The following is a 1,674-nucleotide window of genomic DNA, read 5'->3' on the forward strand; positions in this document are numbered from 1 at the left end:
TAATGACACCAATGAAATATCATGAGCAATATACAAAAGCAGCATAAAATATCGCCAGCCATAGCATGGCTGACGATACAAAAATTTATTATTTTTTATTGTCCTCTTGACGGGGAGCATACCAGTCTCCCGGGGGCCTTTTTTTCAAGATTTATTTATCATTCTCAATATATTTCTTATTGATATCTTTCCACATCTCTTTATCAACTCCGGACCATGAGATTTTATCCGGATTGTAATATGGATCTTTCTTCGCTTTCATCTGTTCTTCGTAATCTTTATAAAGTGCGATTACCTTTGGTGATAACAGAAGCACGATCAACATATTTACCCATGTACAACTTCCAAGTGCAAGATCTGATAAGTTCCATGCGATATCTGATTCCAGGTTACCCCAGATGAAGATCAGAACAGGCATTGCAATTCTCATGATCCATGTAACAACTTTACGTACTTTTGCTTTTGATTCACCCTGGAACAGATACATAGCTGCTGTCTCTGCTTCATAGTAGTAACTGATCAGACATGTGAATGAGAACAGTGCTAACATAATCGCAATAAATGTAGGAGCGATCTTGCCCATAACTGTCTTACATGCTAACTGTACGAAGATAACTCCGTTCGTTCCTGCTGCTGCGAGTGCAGGAAGTTCTGTAGAGCCACTTCCGACATATCCGCCTGCTGTATTAAAGCAGTCTGTTAACAGAATCATAAGTCCTGATGCAGTACAGACGATAACTGTATCAAGCCATACACCTGCTGCATTGGCCATACCCTGTTTTACCGGATGGCTTGTCTCTGCCGCTGCTGCTGTAGGAGATGCTTCACCCATACCAGATGCACTTGAGAATGTACCTCTCTTAACACCCTGCTGGATGATCACACCGATTGTTCCACCAAATACTGCATTCTTGGCAAATGCTGCTGTTACAACTGTTTTGATCAGTGCCGGTACTGCTGTAATGTTCATAACAATAATTACAACTGCTGCGATCAGATATACCGTTACCATGAATGGTACGATCATAGATGCGATCGCACTGATACGTTTTACACCACCGATAACTACTACTGCAAGAATCAATGCAATGATCAATGCACTTACCCACATCGGAATCTTGATCGCATTATGGAATCCGTCACAGATTGTATATGTAGCTGCTGCCGGCATGAATACAGAAGTTCCGATCATAAGGATCAGGGCCATAAATGTACCATATTTCTTCCATCCAAGACCTCTCTCTGCACAATAAGCTCCACCACCACGATACTGGCCGTCAATACGTGTCTTATACAGAACTGCCAGTGTACACTCTGCGAAGCATACTGCTGAGTTCGTCATACCTGCAAGGATCATCCAGAACAATGCTCCCGGACCTCCCATGTAAATTGCTACCGCAACTCCGGCTACGTTACCTGTACCGACACGCATTGCCATAGTCGTACAGAACGAACCGAATGCCGAAATTCCCGAGTCAGAATCCTGTTTGTCAATAATTCTGCTCCACATATCCTTAAAATGTACAAACTGGAAACCATGCAGTCTGATTGTAAAATATAAACCGCTTCCTACAATCAGTACCAACATTCCTACACCCCAGATGTAACCATTCAGGAAGTTTACAATGTTGTTTAAACCGTTTAACATATTATACCCTCCGTATTCCTTTATTA

At 41.9% G+C, this 1,674-nt stretch carries 1 protein-coding gene; it reads right to left on the bottom strand.

Features of this window, described 5'->3' with window-relative positions; translation table 11 throughout:
* Window positions 1-151: 151 nt before the first annotated feature.
* Window positions 152-1,648, bottom strand: coding sequence for an alanine/glycine:cation symporter family protein (locus NCY30_RS14890; protein ID WP_006426934.1), 1,497 nt, complete (start codon window positions 1,646-1,648; stop codon window positions 152-154).
* Window positions 1,649-1,674 lie beyond the last annotated feature (26 nt).

The organism is Dorea sp. MB18-49 (assembly GCF_023669465.1).
Taxonomy (GTDB): domain Bacteria; phylum Bacillota; class Clostridia; order Lachnospirales; family Lachnospiraceae; genus Dorea_A; species Dorea_A longicatena.